This window comes from Vibrio sp. MACH09, assembly GCF_033238805.1.
Taxonomy (GTDB): Bacteria; Pseudomonadota; Gammaproteobacteria; order Enterobacterales; family Vibrionaceae; genus Vibrio.
Map to the genome: position 1 here is coordinate 1111620 of NZ_BSFZ01000002.1, position 21533 is coordinate 1133152.

A 21533-nucleotide genomic window follows, 5' to 3' on the forward strand; every position below is an offset into this window, starting at 1 on the left:
AACTTTACCGTCAAGACGGCGATTAATGATGACGATTTAAGCTATCAACTGGTGAAAGATAACGGCGACGTTATTGCTAAGGACTCGTCAAGTGGCGCGTATCACACCAATGATGCCGAGTTTGACTTGCAGCTCTCTACTCAGAGCAGCAGTGACATCACTGTTGTTGCCAAGCTTTATAAAGCGGGCAGTTCAACGGCAATTGACTCTCATACTGAGATACTGAATCAGGCCGATGGCAATCAAACCATCACCTTTAGTTCTCTTGGGGATACCTCTGGTGAGTACCGTATTGAGTTACAAGTAACAGATGCTTATGGCAACACGACAACCGAGTATGTCACCAACATCGATTACGACAAATTTATCTCTGAACCTACGGTAGATTTAGCGACTGACTCGGATTCTACCGCAGGGGTTGGCATCGAGAATGAGAGCAGTGATTACCGTACCAATATTGCTACCGCGACGGTGAAAGGCAGTGCCGATGCAGGAAGCACTCTATCGCTATGGGTTGGTAGTACGCTTGTTGCCAGCAATATAGTGGTTGCAGATAGTGGCGAGTGGTCGTACACCTTCGCAAACGGTCAGTTAACCGCGAATGCTGAGAATACTATCTCCGTACAAGCAAGAGATGATGCGGGTAACGTATCTGGCAAGGTTGATATGAGTGACACCATCTATCTCGATACTGAGGCACTTGCAGCACCAGACTTTAGTTTCAGCGGGGAAGAGAGTGCTCCGGCAGGCGTTGTTACCACAGATGCCGGCGTGATGACCTCTAAGATCAACACCATTGATATAGAGATAGCCAAAGGCAATGCGTCTGACAACGACAATGCCTCAAGCTGGCAATACTCATTAGATGGCGGGACTAGCTGGATTACCGGAGGTGATAACCAGCAAGTTACGCTTGCCGATGGTCGCTATGAGTTGCAAATACGCCAAATCGATAATGTGGGTAATATCAGTGAGGTGAAGTCACAGCAGATAGTGATAGAGACTCAAGCGCCTGCAGTACCAAGTTTGCAGTGGACAGAAGATACAGGCACAGCTGGTGACAATATTACCCATAATGGTGTACTGGAAGTGGTGGGCATTGAAGCTAGCGCAACGTGGCAATACTCGTTAGATGGCACGAACTGGTTAAGTAGTAACAGCAGTGAAGTGACGGTGTCTGGTAATACCTTGCAGTTGGCGGATGGATTTGATGGTTCAATTCACGTTCGTCAAACAGACTGGAATGGTCAAGTTAGTGGCGTTGCCCAGTTAACGGATATTCAGGTGTTAGCGGATCTATCTGACAGTCTGGCGATAGATATGGCTGATGTAACTAGTGGTTTTATCAATGATAACAGCGTTACGGTAACAGGGTTAACTGGCGGTGCAAACTGGCAGTACACCACTGATGGCGTCACTTGGATTCAGGGCAGCGGCAACACATTTACGCTGGCAGATGATAGTTACAACCTTGCCAATATTCAGGTAAGAGAAGTGGACTCCGCTGGTGTGGGGAGCGCCGTTTCCGCCGGAACGGGTAGTGTCACGGTCGATACGATAAATCCAAACGCAGCGATTATCACACTAGAAAATGATACCGGCACAACAGGAGACAATGAAACCTCAGACGGTACTGTCATTGTCTCTGGTATTGAACCAGCGGCGACTTGGTACTGGTCAAATGACGGTAAAGATAGCAATGCATTAGATAAAGTTTGGACACAGGGATCAGGTGATCGCTTTGAACTGCCGCAAGGGTTTGCGGGTGACGTTGATGTTAAGCAGATTGACGCAGCCGGTAATGAAGCCGTCTCAACACTGCAAGCGATTACAATTAGCTCGCCATTAACTCTGCCAACAGTGACTTGGCCGACGGGCAATGACGCAACCGTGACCGTTTCGGGTATTGGCAGCAATAACTGGATGTATTCGGTAGACGGTGGCACAACGTGGTTTGTGGGCTCGGCAAGTAAAACCTTTGAACTGACCGATGGTGATTACTCTTCACAACAGGTTCAAGTGATTCAAATTGATGACGCGAATAATCGCAGTGACGCGGCCAAATCAACGGTATTTACCATTGATACTGCGGCACCCGATCAAGCCAGTATTTCCATTACGGATACAGGGATTACCGGTGACAATATCACCACCGATAACACCATTCTGCTGTCTGGTTTGGAACAAGGTGCAAGCTGGCGCTATTCAGTAGACGGTGGAGCGAGTTGGACTGCTGGAGGAACAGCGTCTGCTTCCGGTACTGCAAGCTTTGATATTAGCGCCCTTGGTCAGTATAGCGCTGGCCAAATTCAAGTTGAGCAGACTGACGCGGCAGGTAACATTAGCATCACTTCATCAGGCAGCGATATTGATGTACAAGGAGCACTGAATCAGTTATCGATGACTCTACCTGCAATCACGGGTAGTGGCTCGACGACTTCAGCGAATCTAGTGACGGTAAATAACATCGCTGATGGTGCAAGTTGGCAGTATTCAGTAGATGGTGGTGTCTCTTGGCTAACAGGTAGCACTGCGGTTGCAGGAACGGCGACATTTACCTTAGCCGATGGTGACTATTCGGCGGCAGATAGCGTTCAGGTTCGCCAAATGAATTCGGTCCAATCAACGGCTGATATTGCCAATACCGTGGTAACTGCTGGCGAACTGACGGTTGATAGCAGTAAACCTGACTCTCCATTTATCTCATACAACCAGACTGGAGAGAGTGGCCAAACTAATGATACTACGGTCACTATTAGCGGTATCACCGAGACGGAGTGGAGCTACACCATTAATGGTGGTACTGAGCAAACGGCGGTTGTTACCAATGGTATCGCCAGAATTGATTTACCGAGCTCTGATGGGGATTACGTCATTAGTGCAACGCAAACCAATGAAGCGGGTAGCCGTTCATTAACGCCTTCATCAGTGACAGTGACTCTGGATACGGAGTCTCCTGATCTTGCTACCATTGATTACACACAGTCAGGAGCTAGCGGCATAACAGATACGGATGCCTTCACCATCTCTGGTGTGGAAGTTGGAGCAAGTTGGAGATACTCACTGGATAATGGCGCGACATGGAGCAGCTCAGCGATTTGGACAGGTCCTTCACAGTTGATCAGTGGTGAGCTGAGTGAAGGCGCAAACAATATTCAGGTTGCAGTGACCGATAGCGCAGGCAATACCAGCGTAGCGGGTAAAACAGTTATTTACGATGCAACCAATCCTGATGCACTTACGGTTGCCCTTAATAATAGCGGTGTAGATGGCGTGACCTCTGATGGTCAGGTAAATATTGGCAATATTGAGGAAGGCGCGACTTGGTCGTACCGTATCAATGATGGCAGTTGGATCACGGGTGGAACCAACAACTCTAATACAGTCGCGTCAGCTCAATTTATGTTGTCTGAGGCCAACGGTACGATATCCAAGCTTGAAGTTCGTCAAGTGGACAGCTCTGGTCGAGCAACAACCACGGAACTTGCCGGCGTTAATGCGGGTAACACCTTAGTTATTGATACGACTGCACCACTGGTTTCAGTTGAAACCGAAACCAATACCATCTCAGGTCATAGTAATGAAGCCATTACTCTGCATTTTGATATTGATAATGATGGCAGTGTTGATAAGACACTAAATGTTGCTTCGGCTGCTGATTGGAGCATTGACGCTGCGGCATTAGGGCTAACGGGTGATGGCGTAGAAACAAACATCGGCATTAAAGCGACTGATACCGCAGGGAATAGTATAGATAACTTAGACATTCTGCTGAATGTTGATACTCAAGCGCCGACGTTAACCAACTTTGAAGTGAATGATGATGTGGCTGGTGGAAGTAAGACTGATGTGTCAGATGGTACGTGGACTAATGACAATCAGCCAAGCTTTGAAGGAACAACAGAAAATGGTGCCACAGTGACGTTAACCATTGGTAGCGATGAGTATCAAGCGACGGCATCAACGACAGATGGCAGCTGGAGTATTACTCCGGGAACCCCTCTTAGTGATGGTAGCCACAGTTACTCAATCTCAATTACGGATAACGGTGGCAACACATTAGAAAATGCCACAACAGGTTCATTGAGAGTAGACACAACGCCGCCGGAATATAACGCGCTTACTTATAGCGATGATGGTAATGCCGATAGTGGCGCTGTATCGTCTTTAAGTTTTGATGTGACGGATTCGGCAAGTGGTGTTGAAATGAATAGCAGCAATATTAGTGCGCTTTTAGATGGAAGTACCGATCTGCCAGTTTCGTTTAGTGGTGATCAGGCTACGGTGGACACGTCCGGTCATGGTGTCACTCACAATGATGCGAGTCATGATATTGTGATTACCATCACCGATTTAGCGGGTAATGAAACACAAGTGGAAAATGATATCTAAAGGTTAGAATAAGCTCATGCTTAGAGTAATTTATTGCTTTAAGTATTGAGCTAATTTACTATGCGCGCATATTTGCAATATTTATAAATATTAAGAAGTTATTTGTTTAAGGTATGTAAAAACAGATGAAAAATAATAACAGGACAATCAGTTGCATTGCTGTAGATAACAGCAAGATTTGTAAATTGATGTTTGTCTTATGTGGTCTATTTTGTAGTGGGATTGGATATAGCTCTGAACAGATAATTAGTACAGATGTTCAATCTCCTTCTGATACTGATTTTGCACAAAATGTTGCAGTAAATAAGCAAGATTATTTACTTAAGTTTGATGACGTATTTGAACTGGCTCTTGACTCGTCAAAAGAGTATCTCGCACTAAGTAAAGAAGTCGATTCAAAAGTTATTCTGAAAGAAAAAGAAGAGAATTACTTTTATCCGAAAGCGACATTGAATTCTGAAACGACCAAATATTATGGAACGCCTTACCCAAGTGTTGATGAAACTCAAGATTTCATATTTAAGCTAGATTCCAAAATATATGGTAGTGCAGTAGGAGATAAAATCGCTGCCAGTAAAGAAACCTTAGAAGCCGGTAATATTAGTTTAAAAGCACAAGAAATATCTGTTTATTACACCGTGCTTAAATACTTAACAAAAATAGAATTAACCAGAAAGTATGAACAGGTCGCGGAAGGGTATCGCAAAGAGATAGAAACCTATTACTTAAAGCAGGTCAACTCGACTAATGAAGGGGTGTCTACTCAAACCGACGCGATGGAAGCAAAGCTTTCTGTGGCGGAATTTGATGATTCAGTCTACTCGGTTGTGTCAAATATTGAACAGTATTTTAAGCAGCTAAGTGAAGAGACCGGAGTTGAACTTGGTCTCGATGAAGAGGGGGCAGATCAGCGAATCGGCATTGATTATGAACGTCTTAAGCCGTTGTTAGCAAAAGAGATCAATCAGATTAGCCCTGAAGAGTTGATTGCAACTAATGCCGAGTTACAACGTACGCAGAAGAACATGAAATCGTCGCTATATTCTGCGCAGTCTACCCGTGAACGCTTGGTGGTTGAGATCAGTTCAGAGAATCATTTTGTAACCACGGGTGATGTGGGTGGAAATGACTTTGGTGATACCGATAAATCTTATGTACAGTTAAATGTTGAGATTGACCTGTTTAATAATGATATTCAATCTGATCAAGATTCTGCGTTTAAACTCTATCAAGCTGAACGACTACGATTTGATAAGCAGTATAAGCAGTCAATGGATGCATTTAAAACGAGCTTAACTAATTATAATCAGCAAAAAATAAAAAGAGAAAAAACAGCTGAGCAGGTAGAGATATTAGCTGAGTTGATTGAGAATCAGAAAGAAGAAATATATACCGATCAAGTTACTTATAAAGATATTGTAGAGAGTATTGCAAAGTTAAATAAAGCGAATCAAACCTTGCTGGACATTGATTTGAATTTATTTGATACCCTATATGAAATAGGAACTTTAACGTCAGAGAAAATACTTTGAGTGTTTAATTTAGTTGAGTGAATGTATAAATGTTGAAGAATATAGCTAAGAACAGAAATAAATTAATAGTCCTAGGGCTAGCGATTTGTATTGTTATTTATATTCTTCTTTTAAAGCAGATTGAAGTCGTTGCGCCTGGAACAGGTTTAACTGGAATTAAACAGAGTAATGTTTCAGTAAAAGCACCAACGAGCAGTTATATTGTACAACTGATGGTCGCGCAGGGTGATGAAGTTAATAAAGGCGACCCTTTATTAAAATATCGAAATTTAGAAGATGAATACCGTTTAAAACAGACCGGAGAAGAGCTCGATTTGAATGAAAAATTGCTCTCTATTTATCACAATGAACGCTGCTTTTTAACCGGTCCTCAATTTGCTTCTGTGACGAAGGAAAAACTGGCTGAAGATTGTGTCGATCATCAGCCATTAGCCAATGCTGGTGGGTTATATATACTCAGTTTCTATGAGGATTATCTGCAAGAGCAGCAGTACATTCTTAATGTAGAGAAAGAGCGGTATAGAAAAGAGCGTGAGCTACTTAATAAAGAGAATATTTTAACCAAAAAGAAAACAGCATTGCGAAGAGGTAAAGGGGCAACCGTCAGTTTTTATGATGTTGAAACTGAACTTTCTAACGTTAAAACTGAAGTGATCAATTTTCAAATATCGTCTATTGATGCGAAGAAAAAGCTTAATGATAAATTGATGATATTCCAAATGCGTCGCTCTGAGCGCTTATTATCACTAGAAGAACAGATAGACAAAATAAAGCCTTTGATCACTCAAGCAAAATATACAAAAAAATTATTAGAAGAGAAGCAATTAAAATCGGTTATTCGCTCGCCTATTGATGGCAGTATTTTAGAGCTAACTGAGGGGCTATCCACCGATACCTTTATTCAAGAAGCCTCGCCACTGTTTGTGCTCAAGAAAAAGGGCACCTCTCAGCAAGTGGAAGCTAAGTTTGAGTCTCGTTATCGACACTTTCTGAGCATTGGTAGAAAGGTACGCTTAAAAATCAATACCCCCGGTTTTAATGAAATTTTTAATGGCACCATAACGGACCTTAGTTCTGATTCTATTAGCTATGAAGATCAGGGAAGAACAGGTGAGCGATATTATCGTGTCACCATTCAGCCAGATGAAGAGTTTTTGCAACTGTCATTGGAGCTGGGAATGGACGTACAAGTATTTGTGGTCAATGACCAAGTCAGTGTACTTGAGTTTATCTTGAGTGTGTTGCCCAACGATATAAAGTTTGAGGTGTGGTAAGTGATTGGATTTGTCGCGGCAATATCAGCCTCTTTAGCGGTTATTATTCTGGTGGTTATCGCCAGTCTAATCGGCTTTGTTCAGTCGATAATACCGACAACAGGCCTGGTCAAAATCGATGAGCTAACGTATCGCTACAACATGCAAACGCCGTATGTTACCCGTGAGTTGCTTACCGATTTGGTATTAACCGTTGGGGATATGAGTATCAGTGATCGCATTAAGTCGTATCAGACTGGGTGTAATTATGGTTTTAATACCAATGAGTATGAGATGACACGTATCGCGACCTTTAACTATATCGCCACCAATCAGTTTTTTGCAGGCAGTTATCCAGTGGATAACATCAAGGTTGTTTCTCAGCAGGATAAAATGAACAGCTGCTATATCGATATACATATATTTGCCGAGAAAGAGGGAGAGAATAATGAATGACGATACTTTAGCCCCTTTTGTGGATGCGCTATCGTCCGCGCTGATTATGATGGTTTTGGTGAGTATATTTTTTATGCTGCAAACCGCCACTTCTCTCAATTCGGCAGCGAAACAGACATCACTTAACGACTTTCAGGAAAACAAGTACAACCCCATTGTTTACCATGACGTCATGCGATCTAATCTGGATGAACATCAATTTGAGTATCTGGTGAATTTTAAACTGGAACAGAGTTTCATAGATAAGATCAAGAGCCAGTTGCTCGACGCAAAGAAAATCAAAATTACAATTTACAGTCGTGATGACATCAAGAAGAGCACCGTAAATTTAATAAGACTTTTAAAGTATTTACAATTACCACCACATATAAAGGTTGAAACCTCTATGCAACCAACAACAAATGTATTATCTAAAGTGCAATGGGAGATAGACTAAATGTATATCTTTGGCTTAATTCTCTATATTGCGATTCCGGTATTAACTTACACCGTTGAGCCTGCAAGGCTTCTTGTACAGCAGTGTTTCGCTCTTTCACCAGAAATAACGGTGTTAATCACTTTAACGTATTTCTATCCCCTTGCTATTTTTGCCTATAGTTTCATTAAAAAGTACAAGGATGCAGTGCATCTTGCTCACTTTAGAAGTCAGGTAACGCTAGCCTCATCTTTAGCGGTTTCTTTTGGTCTTATCGGTACCTTTATCGGTTTATCGCAGATGATTTCTGGTATTGCTGCTGGTATGGGAGCTGAGGGAGACTTTTCTGAGAAGATGGAAGCGCTGCTTGGTTCTATCGGCGTGGCTCTTGATTCTATGTCTTTTGCTTTTTTAACCTCCATTTTGGGTGTGAGCTGTTCAGTTAGTGTGTTGTTAGCATCTAACTATCTCAACAACTTTTTTGAGAAAGAGTTGGTGCACGGTGAAAACAGCAATGATGAAGAGGAAAAGAATGCTATTAATGGCTTGTCTGAAGGTCAGCAACAGGTTATCAATGAAAACTTTAAGCAGATGCAGAACTCCATAGACAACACCATTGAGCTTATTAATAGCAAAGATAAGGTGTGGACGGATCTGTTTACCCTGCTTGAGAACAACTCCGGCTCAACTGTGGTGCAGTCATTTAGTGATAACTTGGCTGAAAATAACCGTTTGGCTATGAAACAGTCGCAGCAAATTGAGCAGATTTATACTGAGCAGGCAAACGTGCATCAGAAGTTGGAAGCTTCTCTGAATGATTACACTCACTATATGCAGCAGCAAACGCATGCCATGGTGAATGCGATTACCAACATGGCGTCAGAAATTGACCGAATGGGTTATACCATTGAGCAGACAGCAGAAGGTACCAATCGAACACTTAACCAAAATGGTGAAGTATTTGAACGAGTACATGCTTCTTTTAATGAGTTCTTACAAAATACCAATGATTCGTTTAATCAAGCTCTTAGCAGCAACAGTGCCTCGTTTAATGAAGCGTTAAGCAATACTAACAGTTCATTCAATCAAGCGTTAAGCAGTACCAATACTCAGCTGCAAGATGTGTCGGACATCTTGCATGACATACGTATCTCTACTGCGATTCCATTGGAAGAGTCACTACAGGCTGCATTAAGAGATAACGCCTTCAGTTTGGTATTCCAGCCTCAATTTGATCACGCTCAGAGTGTCATTGGTGCTGAGTCTTACATTCGTTGGGTGGAACCCGTAAGAGGACTGATACCTACTGATAAACTGTTTAAGATCGCTCAAGGTGAAGGGGTTGCTGTTCAGTTAGAGTTCTGGGTCATGCGTAATACCATCCAGCAAGTTTCTATCTGGCAACAGAAAGGTATGTGGCAAGAAGAGTCAACGGTATCTATTAATGCTTCGAGTGAATTATTGTTAGCACCGAACTTTATTACAGAAGTAGAGAAGATAGCCAAGCAGTACAACGTAATGCCGGGTTCTATCGCCTTTGAAGTGACTGAAGACGCAATCATGAAAAATGATGCGCAAGCCAAAGATAAGATTCGTCAGCTTCATAATATGGGCATGAAACTTTATATTGATAACTTTGGTACAGGCTACACCAACATATCTCAGCTTAGTGAGTTCCAACCAGATCGTTTAAAACTGGCGCGTTCAATTGTTAATAGCCTTGCAGGTAGTAATCAGTCGGGCATTGCTGTTGTACGTTCAGTTATGTCGCTGGCACAGCAGTTGGGTATTACCGTCTCTGCCGATGGGGTGGAAACAGAAGAGCAGTTTGAGTTATTGAAAGCAGAAGGGTGCAACTTGTTCCAAGGTTGGTACTTTGAAAAACCTCTAGAAGTGGATGCGTTTGAAAACAGACTTGAAATCAAAGACGACTCTGTATCATCACCAGATGGTGACATAGAAGATGCCATTATTGAGTAATGCTGTCTTCGAAACAATCGGATTGATGAGTGACTAAAAAAATGGGCGTGATGCCCATTTTTTTTTATGACTAATGTAGTAACTGGCTCTTTGTGTATCTGGGTGACAGTTAGTTTAAACTCACTGTTCAAGTATCAGCAGTTTTGCCTGTTTTATGGCGAATTGTGCCGCTGACGATTCATCCGGTTGTGCCGCTATATCCACGGCTCTAGGCAGTACCACAAAATAACTGACTGTATCTTGGTTGATTTTATCTTTTCTCATGTTGTCAGAGTCTAACCAGTAGGCCTGTAGACTGATGCTGAGTATTAAGCTGCGACGATGAGCGAAGCGACCAAAGAAGGTGCCTAACTCATGTACGCTACCGAAAGCAGATTCAAGGCTTTTCTCTTCTGCACTTGGCAGGTAGGCGTAAAAGCTCACTCTGTTTCGTCTATCATCGGCATTTACCTCTAAGGGTGAGGTTGTATATTGCCCCGACACAAACGGCATGCTTTCACTGACATCTTCATCTGCAACATAACCTTTACACTCTCTTTTTTCGGCTAACCCCTTCCTAAAGCGGTACTCCGCGCAGGCAAATTCACCCACAACCTTAGACATGACATCAACAAATGTTTGTGAAGCTAACTTATCCGCATTGTATGAAGAGAGAAAATAATGGTTGGGAAATAGATAACTCTTGCTGCTTTTTACATCTTGTAAGTTGTGTAATGGGATAGCGTCGCCGTTCTCAATGGCAGTTAATAAGACATTGGGCTTCTCGCTGACGCTTTCTCCATTCGAAAATAGTTGCGCATAAGCGAAGCGAGGATAGTTGCCCCCTTGGTAGTCGTCAGCATAGCTGGTGCTGCTGTTCGCCATTAGTAAAACAGAAAATACAGAGGGGATGATGTACTTATAAACTAATGATAGTTTCATTATTATTGCCTTAATAAACAGCAGATTAATGTGTGAGCCATGCAGTTAGGTTGCATTTGAAAATGAGTTTAGTTTCATAGAGCATAGTAACTGGTCTAACAAAAATGTGTATTTGCCGTTATCACAAAACGGCCAGCTGGGGCATCAGTAGTGTGTATTTTATCTGCTGTAATCATCCCCAGCGGCCTCAAAGAACTTGTTTTGCCGGCTTTTATTGGCTCCAACGGGTGGAGCCAATGGTCAAGGTTATTCCATCCAAACTTCACTGTTCGAGCTAAACTCCAATACTGTTTGAGATTGACTATTGGAGCTCAGTCCACGAACTTCTGCAATGATAGGCAGTTGCGCATTGCTCAGAGTAAAGCTGAGAGTCGCTTTTCCATCAGTGAGCTCCGTCGTCATTAGCTTACTACTATAAATAGGTTGCAGTGGAATATCTTTGTAATCGGAATAAAGGGACACAAAGCTTCGTTCATTGGCAAATTGCCCCAAATCCACGGTTAGAGTGAGTGTTTCTAAAGTACTGAAGTTGAAGCCATCGGGAATAACCAGTTGGTCCATTGTTGCTGAACTCGTTGTGGTAACTGTGGTTGTTCCGGGACCTGAAGAACTGCCTGAATCACCACCACCTTTACAAGCCACTATCAGAGATAAAAAAGTCATTACAATTAGTGATTTCATTGTTAGCTCCTATGGATTATATGTAGTGAGTTGGTTGGCATTTGTCGCACGATACCACTCTTTAGATCGTTGACCTGCGCTTTCTGCAAATGCCTCAAATTGTGGGTAGCTGGTTACAAGGTCAACTCTCTCTTGAGGCCATTTCCAGCTGCCGGGTATTAATATTGCCCATGGTAGGTTGTTGGCCGTTTTAAAATAGGTATCTGTTGACTCGTCACTGGCGTCAATGCCCAATCCCCATAATTGAGCTCGGTTAAATTTTTCTGTAGGAGCTTGATCCGCTAAATGGACTTCCCATGTTCTGCCCGGTTGGAACGGTAACTCTTCACCATGATAAAAGTGAGGTGTGGCAAAAATAAACGGGTCATAAGGCATTGCTGATAATGAACTGTTGTCTGCGCCATCTTGCAAGTTTATATGCAGCTCAAACACAAATGATGGGTTCTGTTTGCAGTTGTTTCGTGTTCGGAAGTATCGGCAGCTTTTATCCTTAACTAAACTGAGATCTTCAGAGACAATGAAGATAGCTTCATTTGAGTCTGACTCTAAACCACTGTGATTTAATAGCTGACCATTTTGATATTGGCGAGTTGTGACAGTATCTATCGCTTCTCTTGGTAAACCGGAAAGACGAATGGCAAACCCATTGTGATAATCTGCGCCGTAAGCAAGTAACGACCCTCGGATATGGATTTTTTTAACGCCTTGAGCATGCAGTATTTCAGTAATGTGATAGCCAATAACCACATCGTTCATGTCGTAGTCTGCCTTGTGCGGCCAGTTATCTTCGTAGGCGATGGTTGCGGACTGTTGTTCGGATGGAAAATGTCGGATTGTTGATCCGGGCGCCGTGACATACACCTGATAATCTTCTACCTCACCGGAGCGGGCTCCACCAAAGTAAGATAGATTCTGTTGTTGGCTAAAACGAAAGCGCGCCCAAGTGATGCCTTCCTGTGCTGATGCATCAGCAATAAGAAATAAGGTGTTGTTTCCTTGGCTCAACCATTCATCCACGATAACGTGTTCGCCCTCATCGGCAAAGTCACCATCGTGGTTCCAGTCAATCCATGCGGAGAGATAGCCCTCAGTCGAGGCTAGTACATCCAAAGCAACATCTAAGCCTGCGACTACTGAGGATATAAACGTTACTCCAGACTCATCATCTAAGCCGATATTGTCATCACTAAGAGGAGAGATGAGCCCATCTTGCTCTCCATCAGGTTGGTTTTCTCCTAACCATGTAATTCCGTCCAGTTCGTGTCTTGGACCGTTAGATGCGAGGGATGTGTTATAACTATCCGGTGCATCACCAAAGTCAATATTAGAATCTTCGTCAATGACAGGGGCATTTGCACAGCGAGCACCATCATTTTGATTAGAATATGGGCCATCAGAGAACTTAATTGCCTTAACATCGCCGGCAAATATGGCGGATTCATCGGATAGATCTACGCGGTAAATCTGTCCATCCTGATTTCTAGAGACATAGTAATACCCATTAACATCAAAGTATCCTGCGCCGAAAGTGCCCGTTTCTCCTGTATCTCCAATCAAGGTGCTGTTGCCGCTGTTGGTATCAAACTGATAGAGATATCCTGAACCGTTGTCGATACCATAAAGTTTGTTATCAACCGGGTTAAAAGCGAAATCTGTTAGGCTTACGGATGCTTTGGTAGAGATCTGAACAACCTGTAGAACTGCATTGGGGTTAGACGTTAAAGGGCGTAAATCAATTCTAAATAGCCCTTTGCCGCTACGATAAAGGTAATAATATTGATCGAATACATCGCCAACGTAAAAAGTATGCTCGGTTGGTAACCCAGTCGTGTTGAGCGTTTCAGCTTGGAAGTCTTTGCCTAACCTAACAATGCTTCTATTTGTTGTGTCATAACCAAAAATGTACCGGCTTTCAAAATCAAATCCCACACCATTGATATTGGCGTCCAGCCCTGTGTCACTTTGCAAAAGGGTTGTGTTCCCTGTAACGAGATTGGCACCGTAAACCTGAACAGGGGAAGACTGAAACAAGTACGCTTTGCTAGGGCAGGTATCGAAAGGGTTAGCGAGCGAGCGTACTGGCAATAAAATGATAAAGATGAGTAGTAACTTATACATTAGCTTATCTCCTTTAACGAGAAAGTAGCAAGGGCTCTCTGTTTTAGTAGCCGAAGTGCGCTAACCAAAAAGGTATAGCTGAAAGGATAAAAAAGTGAGCTTAGGCTTGGCACTCCCTTACTAGGATGATGGATCACATTTCGATACAGCTTTTCGAATGAGCGAGTATTGTTTGTAACTGAAAATGTCTGTTCTACATGCCGTTTTGCCGTTGTAGCAAGGCGTTGTTGAAGTTGCGGATTGGAGGCAAGTTCTATGACCACATTCGCGATTGAGTTTTCACAATCGTCCCTGTATAGCAGCGCTGAACGCCTATTTTGCAACACTTCAGGAATTCCTCCCCGATAAGGGGCGATAACAGGTAATGGTGCAAGGGCAGCTTCGGCTAGAGCCAAACCAAATGCTTCATTTCTAGCACCACTGATAAAAATATCCGGCCCATTTTGCAGCCAGCGATACACGTCAGGTTGTTCGCCTATGAAATGGATCTGACTTTCAAGTTGTAACTGCTGGCAGAGTTTTTCTAACGCAGCTCTCTCTTCACCATCGCCGATGATTAACAGGTGATACCTGTTTTTGCTGCCGTTAAGGCAATGGATAACTTTTATTAGTTTATCCATGCCTTTGCGGTGAATAAGTGAGCCGACTGAAACCAAAAGAAGATGGTCTTTAGATAAACCTAGAAGCTTCTTAACATCCATCGGGGTTAAGTTGCTGCTTTGTGGCGGGGTACAACCATTAGAGATCACCTTCAGGCTGCTAAACTTAGCGCCTTCTTGACGTAAGCTGCGTCTGATCGCATGACTAACGGTGATAACTAATGGCGCGTGGTAAAGCCCCAGCGTTATCTTATCTTTCCAGCTATAACTGCTGTGTAGTTGTGTGACCATAGGAACATGTGTGAGATAGCTTGCGACGACCATCCACTGGCAAGGGGCACCACTATTGACATGAATTAAATCGATTTTATATTCTTTGATGATCCTGACCGCGTCCGCTATCTGCTTAATCCAGCCATTAAATGTGGTGTCAGGAGTCAGCTCATTGAACAAGAATCGAAATGACGACAAAATGGATTGTTCTGATTCAAGAATGCGCTTATGCAGTGAGGCATTATTGGTCCAGATGATTGGAGTAAATGCTTGCCTATCAATTGAGTCAACGAGGTTAATTAGGCAAACTTCGCTACCACGAATCCAGTTGTCACCGTAGTGAACAAAGAGGATATTGGCCGGCTCAGCAGTTGATGGATAAGACATATCACTGTCCTCTTCCTTGGATAACCACCACAATGGTTCTTACAACAATTTGAAAATCTGTTTTTATCCATAGTAAAAATGAGCACATACAGAGTGAGTAACTATGATCAAAGGCCACTTTTCTTCGCACGTCATCTAGGCAGGTATCATAGCCTTGATTAACTTGAGCTAAGCCGGTGATGCCTGGTAAAACGCCATAGGTTCTTTCGGCAAAAAATGGGATTGCGTCATTGAGTTTTTTATAGAGAACAGGCCGTTCTGGTCGAGGGCCAATTAGCGACATCTCTCCCTTCAGTACATTGATTAGCTGAGGAAGTTCGTCCAGTCGGGTTTTGCGAAGAAACAGACCTATGGGGGTAATTCTAGGGTCGTTAACGGTGGCCCATACGGCTCCTGATTTCGCTTCTGCATCGCAGTACATGGTACGAAACTTAAACATCTCAAAAAGTACCGCTTTTTTCTGGCTGTACTTACCGATTCTAAGCTGTCGATAGATAACTGGACCTATCGACGTGCCTTTAATCAACAAGGCAATGAATGGAAAGAAAGGTGCTGTAATCACTAGAAGAGTTAAAGCGCCGACAATATCGAATGCTCTCTTAGCAATAAACACCGTCTTACTACTATTTTGCGTATTCATAACATAACTTCCTTATTGGTTTACTTTTTGCCAATTTCCATTTGAAAAACCGAAAAGATAACGAACACCGCCGATAAAGTTTGCGAGGTGACCCGACAGTAAACATCGGAGTGCATTGCTGACCCGGCTATTAAAATGAGAACGAAATAGAGTGACGGTGCCTGCCATTAGAACCAGAGCGAGTTGAGCTAGCAGTACAATACTGAAGAACCGGTAGTCCCAGAGATAGAGACAACCACAGACTTCCAGCAATACAAGGTACGGAGTAAGTAATCTCAATCCTTTTCCTGAAAAAAAGACAAAGGCGAGAGCGGGTCGTACAGGGTTAAACAGACTGAGTAGCCTTAGAGTTTGTTGCATATTCCCGGCAGATATACGAATGCGTCTTTTAAAATCATTCTTTAAGGTGGTTGTCTCTTGTTCCACCGCCATTAAATTAGTTTCATAGGCAATCTGATAACCTTGCTTAACAATCTCCATTGGTAAGACAAAATCATCATTAATAGTATCTGGTTGCAAAGGTTGGAATAACTCATGGCGAATAAGATAAAAGGCACCGTGAGCGCCTAAAGTTGCTCCTAGATAAGACTCACCTAGGCTGATGTTATTTTGATACTCCCAGTAGGTACTTTCACCGCTATCTGAGCCACTCGGCATACAGTAATGTGAATTTACCACGCCTATTTTCGGGTTATTGAAGTGATCGGTTGCAACCAACAGGGCGTCTAAAGAGACAAGGGCAGAAACATCGGTTAGTGCAACAATGTCACAGGTTAAAGTGGGAATAACATGGTTAATTATGGCGAGTTTGCCACGGTTTTCACGGTTTTCGATAATCTCGAAACGTACATCTGCGCATATCGCTTCTTGAATCGTCTCTCGCGCAATGTTGGCGGTTGCATCTGTACATCCGTCGCAAACCACCATCACGTTGAGCTTTTTTTTCGGGTAGTCGAGACTAGCAAGATTACGAATTTTATCGGCTATCCAATTCTCTTCGTTATAGGCTGGAACAAGTATCGTGACATGAGGTCGCTGAGCGTCACCTTTACTGTTTTTAAATGAGCGTGTGTTCGCTTTCTCTGGCTGGAAAACCATCCGTTTTGCCAGCCACTTTAATAGCAGAGGATAAAATACGTGGTGATAAACGACCAACATGATACATGTTAACGTCATAATCATTACAAGGTAGTTACTCATGCGACGGCTCCTGTAGCAAGTTCTTCGTAGGCACGAACCATCTGCCGAATATCGTGGCCGTTAACAACAAACTCACGAGGCAGCTTTTTGCTTTTCTGACCGAGCATTTTCATTACACTACCTGCGATATCCGTTATGCTCTCCTTACGTACCAAAGTGCCCGTTTCAGGGCAGATCACTTCTGAACAGGCGCCGACGTCAGATACCATTGATGGGATGTTGCTGGCTTGTGCTTCAAGGGGAGAGAGAGGAAATCCCTCTTTGCGAGAAGGAAGTAGGAATAGGTCCAGACAGTGATAGAAACGAGGCATATTATCAATGTGGCCAAGAAAATGGACTCGGTTATCAACGAATAGCTTTTTACTCAGCGTTTCTAAAGCTTCTCTTTCCGGGCCATCTCCGGCAATGACCAGATGAACCTTTGTCGGTAGCATGGCAAGCGCTTTAATCGCAATATCAAACCCTTTTACTTCTTGTAATCTTCCTGCGCAACCGACAATAAAATTGTCTTGCGGTAAGTTAAATTCCTCGCGGGACAAAGTCTTAGAACCTGGTTTGAATTTTTTGCAGTCAACCCCATTTTTAATCACAACGGAATCTTTATAAGAGAATGTTTGTGCCAGCTTTTTACTGACTTGTGTTGCATCAGCAACGAGGGTCGGTCGCGCCAGTTTAAGTAGCAGTTTTTGCAGTTGCTGATACTTTTTGCTATCCAGATGCCAAACATCATGCTCGGTATGAATGCGGACGGGAACATTGGCAAGTCGAGCTGCGTAGCCTGCGTAAAGTAGAGGGCCAATATGGTGCGTATGAACCACGTCTGGTTTTATATTTCTAAACACTTTAGCCAAGGTGTATGCCAGACTAACATGCACTCCCGGAGGCTTATCCAGAAAAGCGAGCTTATCTGCAAACGGTTTTAAACGTGGCCAGTTCATTAGCGCTTGTTCTTTGGTCCCTTCAAGGCTGACCAGTAGAACGTGATCCTTTGGATTGGCAAATGTGAGTAAATCCAATGCCAGATTTTCAATGCCACCCGGAGCAAGGTGTTGGACAACATGAATCACTTTTCTTTGCTGTGTTGTATTGGTGTAATTGTTCATACCCGTTCCTTGTTTGTAGTGAACTTGATAGCTATGTAGCATGTGCTGTGCCAACTTTAACTTATTGTTTTTTATTAAGATAAATCGGTGATGGTGAATGGTGAGAGATAATTGTCAGAATGAGAATCAAAATACTAAACGAACATAAAGCGATGGTTTTCTAGGGGGGAGATTTACCGCTGGCCGGTGAATTAGACAACCAACGGTAAAATGGATAACGAGAGGTGAAATAGACGAGGTCGTTTATGCTTGATTCAGGTAATTAGGGAAAGTGGCGATAACAGGCAGTTGAGTTGCGTCTTCAAGCTCATCTTTATAACGGAAGCTTGAGTCGAACAGCTCGATAATAATTGAAAGACCAATACCTAAAGCACTACCAGCAATTAAGCCCGCGAGCACATAAACCAACAGTGGCAAGTTGATAGGTGAAACAGGCCTAAATGGCAGGTCTATTATTTTCACTCGCTTATTTTGTTCAAATACGCCTAAAGACCCCGTTAGCTGAGCCATTTCATACCGCTCGACGAGTTCATCATATAGGCGTTGTTTATGTGCTGTATCTCGTTGAAGGTGAGAAAGGGTTTTCGCTTTTTCACTATATCGAAATGTTGTCTGCTGCAGCTCTTCAATCATGTTCTCTAAGCTAAGAGTTTCTGCTTTTAGCGACTCATATTTTGCTCTTGCTAATTGTAGAGAATGGAGCTGTGTAACTAATAGATTAGGCGTTTCGTCACTGCTTGATATGGCCGAGGTACTGGCGATATCCCATAAAGTGTCACTACTGAGTTGCGATGTTGTGGAGTTGATTAAGCGAGAACGATCGGTTTCTAAGCGATATAGCTGCCTCTCTTTACTCTGAACTAGGCTGTGATTATCAGTATATTTTGCTTTTAGTAAGGTTAACTCGCTTTTGGTTTCGATGATCTCTTCTTCGAGTCTACCTACTACGGGGTTCGAGTTAGAGAGTTGCTGATCAATGGAGCCTAAGCTCTTTTCTATACCCGCTAACAGCGCTTGTTTTTCCGCTAAATTTTGCTTTAGTGTCGCTAACCTAGAGAGGTTTTCTTGTTGAAGAGTTGGAGAGATGTCAGGGTGTTGAGTCTGGAATTTTGTTAGAGCCAGTTCAGCGGAGTTTAACGCTTCTCTGCGCTCGTTAATGTGTATAGAGAGAAATTCGCTTGAATCTTTGATCGACGAACGTTCTGGCGCAAGAAGTTGCTCGATAAAATGCTTGCTAACCGATTCTAAAACAGGCTTTATTTCATCGCGATTTTTGGAGGTCAGAGTGATGGAAACAAAATCATTTCCTATCTGCTTTACCGACAAACTATTGGCAAGTTGCCGAACAACTTGTTCTTGCTGCTGAGGACTCATATCGTCATTAATCAGGTTCTGTTCTCGTGCAACAGAGTGGAGAATATGGCGGCTTTTTAGCAGCGTCCGTAATCCGTTTATACGCTCCTTGAAGCCAGTAGACACGGCAATATCTTCAAGAAATGGGTTCATCTTCGCAGTCTCTTGAATCAACATACTGGTATGAGAACGATACTGTTTTGCCGATACATAGCTGACAATGCCTCCGATGATAGGCAGTATCAGCATGGGAATAACAATGACGTATCTTTGTCTCCAAGCTGAACACAGTAGTTTGAACAATCTTAATTTTAATTCGCTCACAATAGCTCCATTAGCCAGCTAGTAAACTGACTTTTATTTTGCCAACTTTGATTACGTACGATCTCAGAGGTGTCTTGGTTTTTGCTATCCACAGCAAGCAGCAGTTGCTGCACAAATTCTTGCTTGTTTGTGGCACTGTAGATATGAGGCATATATGGAGCTAATGCAGGGAAATGGGTACTTACCACCGGACGCCCTGTCGCGAGGTACTCCATTAACTTTAATGGGTTACAGGCATTTATTTGTGCGTTTACCTTAAATGGCATCATGCTCACATCCCAATGTTGGCTGTAAGAGGGGAGCTCATGATGACTTTTCTCTCCCAGATAGATGATATTAGGAAGGTTTGGCAGTGGGTTATGTTGCATCATATCTGGACCGATAAAGATAAATGTCCAGTTGGTTAATTGCGTTGCGACCTGCCGAATCAAGTCGTAATCCAACCAAGAGGATAAACTGCCGTAAAACCCAGCAATGTGATGAGAGGCGTGTTGATTGTTAGGGAGATCTGATGCTCGTTTTACTGGCGTAGAAAAGAGTTCAAAATCAACGCCATGCCTTAACAGGCATGTTTTTGAGGCTGGAAAACGTTGTTCAAGTTCTTCACTCGCCGCCAGTATCAGATCGGCTTTATCGATGAGTTTTAACTCATGTTGCTCTGCGGTTTTATGGTTGACGCCTTCGAGAGCAGAGAAATCGTCACCACAGTAGTAAACAACGGCATGCTCGTTGAGATGACCACAAAGATCCGCTGCTGTCGGTAGAGAAGACCAGAGTATTGGGTTGCTGAGTCCTTCCTTCTCTATATGAGGCATCAACTGGTGGATCATTAAATCTCTGGCCACTCGTCTGCTTAAGTTGGATGATGGTGCTGGAATAGTGAGCAGGTTCACTTCAGTAATGTTGTGGTTGGGTTGCGTCTGATTAGGCAAATCCTTTTGCTTAAGAAACCCAGCAATCTTATTGACCACCCGTTTACCATCACGAAAGCTTAGAGTCGGTTGTCTTAACCCTATGGAGTTGACCCAAAGTACTTTTCGGTCGTTGGCCAAATGACGCACCAAATGTTGTGTGCTGGATGGGTGTCCACCAAGGTCTTCTGCAAATACGATGAGATCCTTCATAAATCCTCCGGCTGGCTTTCTATGAGTGATTTGATAACGCGAGCAGGATTTCCTCCTGCAAGAACAAATGGGGGAAGATCTTTAGTAACGATGCTACCGGCTGCAACTATGGTCCCTTGGCCGATTGTCACCCCCGCCATTACAGAAACATTGCTGGCTAGCCAGACATCGCGTTTGAGGCAAATCTCGCCTATCTGATCATCAGTATCCGCTGCTCCTTCGGCTCTATGTTTGGCATCAATAGGGTGGCCAGGGTAGCCATAGAACCCACTTCTACCGGCGATTCTCACGTTATCTTCTATGATCACCTTTGAACCGACAGCAATGGTTGTTTGCCAGCCTATACCAACGTTATTGCCAATGCGGAGCATTGGAGAACCACTGGCGCTTCGACCCGAAAATGTTGTCTGTCCGGAAATACGACAATCATCACCAATCTCAATATGCAAAGGGCCCGATATATAAGGAACACCAGTATAGAGGTATAGCCGACGACCACATTGCTGAACACGCCCCTTAAAGGCAGGAGTATTTAAGAATACTCGTGTGATTTCGCTTAAGGCGTTTTTAATCGCACTGTATAAGTGATAAAGGGGGATATTAATGATTGCTATTGAAGGGAGCTCAAATCCACGTGTCTTTTTTGCCATATAAAAAAGTTGCCTTATATGGCGGTTTGGATGATCTTTGAGCCAAGTTTTAAAATGAGAAACATTGGTCGCTTGCATATTGACTCCTAGCTTTAGAAACAGTGTGATAGTAATGAAGTACTCTCATACAGT

The 21533-nt window shown here is 43.2% G+C and carries 16 protein-coding genes (1 of these 16 only partly in view); 6 read left to right on the plus strand and 10 right to left on the minus strand.

Translation table 11 applies throughout. The annotated features are described in order from the left end of the window. From CHJ_RS20155 to CHJ_RS20180, 6 genes are all read left to right on the plus strand, one after another. A protein-coding gene (locus tag CHJ_RS20155) for an Ig-like domain-containing protein (RefSeq protein WP_317918794.1) crosses the window boundary here: on the plus strand, nucleotides 1-4392 show its end. The gene continues 25677 nt to the left of window position 1, outside the view; the window shows 4392 of its 30069 coding nt (coding positions 25678-30069); its start codon lies beyond the left edge, outside the window; the stop codon is at nucleotides 4390-4392. A gap of 125 nt (nucleotides 4393-4517) precedes the next feature. Further along, nucleotides 4518-5924: a TolC family protein gene (locus tag CHJ_RS20160; RefSeq protein WP_317918795.1), complete on the plus strand. Its 1407-nt coding sequence runs from the start codon at nucleotides 4518-4520 to the stop codon at nucleotides 5922-5924. 29 nt (nucleotides 5925-5953) lie between these two features. Further along, entirely contained in the window at nucleotides 5954-7198 is a 1245-nt protein-coding gene (locus CHJ_RS20165; RefSeq protein WP_171753948.1) for an HlyD family efflux transporter periplasmic adaptor subunit, read from the plus strand. After that, nucleotides 7199-7633, plus strand: a complete 435-nt coding sequence (locus tag CHJ_RS20170; RefSeq protein WP_171753949.1) for a hypothetical protein — start codon at nucleotides 7199-7201, stop codon at nucleotides 7631-7633. Beyond that, on the plus strand, nucleotides 7626-8069 hold the full coding sequence (locus CHJ_RS20175) for a hypothetical protein (RefSeq protein WP_171753950.1): 444 nt from the start codon (nucleotides 7626-7628) through the stop codon (nucleotides 8067-8069). The genes CHJ_RS20170 and CHJ_RS20175 overlap by 8 nt, the downstream gene beginning before the upstream one ends. Further along, nucleotides 8070-10028, plus strand: coding sequence for an EAL domain-containing protein (locus tag CHJ_RS20180; RefSeq protein ID WP_171753951.1), 1959 nt, complete (start codon nucleotides 8070-8072; stop codon nucleotides 10026-10028). Nucleotides 10029-10148: 120 nt separating this feature from the next. On the opposite strand, the gene CHJ_RS20185 is transcribed toward CHJ_RS20180, so the two are convergent. From CHJ_RS20185 to CHJ_RS20230, 10 genes are all read right to left on the minus strand, one after another. After that, nucleotides 10149-10949, minus strand: coding sequence for a hypothetical protein (locus tag CHJ_RS20185; RefSeq protein ID WP_317918796.1), 801 nt, complete (start codon nucleotides 10947-10949; stop codon nucleotides 10149-10151). A gap of 246 nt (nucleotides 10950-11195) precedes the next feature. Further along, on the minus strand, nucleotides 11196-11630 hold the full coding sequence (locus CHJ_RS20190) for a hypothetical protein (RefSeq protein ID WP_317918797.1): 435 nt from the start codon (nucleotides 11628-11630) through the stop codon (nucleotides 11196-11198). Between the two features lie 9 nt (nucleotides 11631-11639). After that, complete coding sequence (locus CHJ_RS20195) at nucleotides 11640-13748, minus strand: LruC domain-containing protein (protein ID WP_317918798.1); 2109 nt, start codon at nucleotides 13746-13748, stop codon at nucleotides 11640-11642. Then, nucleotides 13748-15007, minus strand: coding sequence for a glycosyltransferase (locus CHJ_RS20200; RefSeq protein WP_317918799.1), 1260 nt, complete (start codon nucleotides 15005-15007; stop codon nucleotides 13748-13750). The genes CHJ_RS20195 and CHJ_RS20200 overlap by 1 nt, the downstream gene beginning before the upstream one ends. A 1-nt stretch (nucleotide 15008) precedes the next feature. Next, nucleotides 15009-15647 carry a sugar transferase gene (locus CHJ_RS20205; protein ID WP_317918800.1) on the minus strand — a complete coding sequence of 213 codons (639 nt, stop codon included), beginning with the start codon at nucleotides 15645-15647 and terminating at the stop codon, nucleotides 15009-15011. 12 nt (nucleotides 15648-15659) lie between these two features. Beyond that, nucleotides 15660-16847, minus strand: a complete 1188-nt coding sequence (locus CHJ_RS20210) for a glycosyltransferase family 2 protein (RefSeq protein WP_317918801.1) — start codon at nucleotides 16845-16847, stop codon at nucleotides 15660-15662. Next, nucleotides 16844-17950, minus strand: coding sequence for a glycosyltransferase (locus tag CHJ_RS20215; RefSeq protein ID WP_317919221.1), 1107 nt, complete (start codon nucleotides 17948-17950; stop codon nucleotides 16844-16846). The genes CHJ_RS20210 and CHJ_RS20215 overlap by 4 nt, the downstream gene beginning before the upstream one ends. Before the next feature lie 243 nt (nucleotides 17951-18193). Then, nucleotides 18194-19627 (minus strand): GumC family protein, encoded by a 1434-nt coding sequence (locus tag CHJ_RS20220; RefSeq protein WP_317918802.1) that lies wholly within the window; start codon nucleotides 19625-19627, stop codon nucleotides 18194-18196. Further along, nucleotides 19624-20751, minus strand: coding sequence for a glycosyltransferase (locus tag CHJ_RS20225; protein ID WP_317918803.1), 1128 nt, complete (start codon nucleotides 20749-20751; stop codon nucleotides 19624-19626). The genes CHJ_RS20220 and CHJ_RS20225 overlap by 4 nt, the downstream gene beginning before the upstream one ends. Beyond that, nucleotides 20748-21479 carry an acyltransferase gene (locus CHJ_RS20230; protein WP_317918804.1) on the minus strand — a complete coding sequence of 244 codons (732 nt, stop codon included), beginning with the start codon at nucleotides 21477-21479 and terminating at the stop codon, nucleotides 20748-20750. The genes CHJ_RS20225 and CHJ_RS20230 overlap by 4 nt, the downstream gene beginning before the upstream one ends. Nucleotides 21480-21533 lie beyond the last annotated feature (54 nt).

Bases quoted from the DNA above. Each gene is read 5' to 3' on its own strand.
- CHJ_RS20160 (WP_317918795.1), top strand. From the start codon at position 4,518: ATGAAAAATAATAACAGGACAATCAGTTGCATTGCTGTAGATAACAGC.
- CHJ_RS20165 (WP_171753948.1), top strand. From the start codon at position 5,954: ATGTTGAAGAATATAGCTAAGAACAGAAATAAATTAATAGTCCTAGGG.
- CHJ_RS20175 (WP_171753950.1), top strand. From the start codon at position 7,626: ATGAATGACGATACTTTAGCCCCTTTTGTGGATGCGCTATCGTCCGCG.
- CHJ_RS20180 (WP_171753951.1), top strand. From the start codon at position 8,070: ATGTATATCTTTGGCTTAATTCTCTATATTGCGATTCCGGTATTAACT.
- CHJ_RS20185 (WP_317918796.1), bottom strand. From the start codon at position 10,949: ATGAAACTATCATTAGTTTATAAGTACATCATCCCCTCTGTATTTTCT.
- CHJ_RS20190 (WP_317918797.1), bottom strand. From the start codon at position 11,630: ATGAAATCACTAATTGTAATGACTTTTTTATCTCTGATAGTGGCTTGT.
- CHJ_RS20195 (WP_317918798.1), bottom strand. From the start codon at position 13,748: ATGTATAAGTTACTACTCATCTTTATCATTTTATTGCCAGTACGCTCG.
- CHJ_RS20200 (WP_317918799.1), bottom strand. From the start codon at position 15,007: ATGTCTTATCCATCAACTGCTGAGCCGGCCAATATCCTCTTTGTTCAC.
- CHJ_RS20205 (WP_317918800.1), bottom strand. From the start codon at position 15,647: ATGAATACGCAAAATAGTAGTAAGACGGTGTTTATTGCTAAGAGAGCA.
- CHJ_RS20210 (WP_317918801.1), bottom strand. From the start codon at position 16,847: ATGAGTAACTACCTTGTAATGATTATGACGTTAACATGTATCATGTTG.
- CHJ_RS20215 (WP_317919221.1), bottom strand. From the start codon at position 17,950: ATGAACAATTACACCAATACAACACAGCAAAGAAAAGTGATTCATGTT.
- CHJ_RS20225 (WP_317918803.1), bottom strand. From the start codon at position 20,751: ATGAAGGATCTCATCGTATTTGCAGAAGACCTTGGTGGACACCCATCC.
- CHJ_RS20230 (WP_317918804.1), bottom strand. From the start codon at position 21,479: ATGCAAGCGACCAATGTTTCTCATTTTAAAACTTGGCTCAAAGATCAT.